Annotated in this window: 1 protein-coding gene; it reads right to left on the minus strand. The window is 75.0% G+C overall.

What is annotated here, in order from left to right; translation table 11 throughout:
* A partial coding sequence (locus D180_RS16685) for a biotin/lipoyl-binding protein (RefSeq protein WP_043091203.1) occupies positions 1–328 on the minus strand: 328 nt, incomplete at both ends.

Consider the following 328-nt stretch of genomic DNA (forward strand, 5'->3'; position numbering starts at 1 on the left):
AGGCGTGCCACCACGCTGCCGTCGAACGGTGCGCGCAGTTCCGATTGGCGCACCGCTCGGCGCGCCAGCGCCAGGTCCGACTGCGCGCTGCGGACCTTCGCCTGCGCCGCGGCGAAGGCGCTCTTGGCCGCGGTCAGGGTCGCGGCCGAGGCGGCGCCGTCGTCGAACATGGCCTGCTGCTGGGCGAGCTGGGTCTGCTGCTGCTGCAGATCGGCCGCGGCGATGCCGACGCCGGCCTCGGCCTGCTGCAGGCGCAGGTTGTTCGGTTCCGGGTCCAGGCGTGCGAGCACCTGGCCGGCGTGCACGCGGTCGCCCACGTCCACGGCGA

The sequence above is a fragment of the Xanthomonas sp. SHU 166 genome, assembly GCF_000364685.1.
GTDB lineage: Bacteria > Pseudomonadota > Gammaproteobacteria > Xanthomonadales > Xanthomonadaceae > Xanthomonas_A > Xanthomonas_A sontii.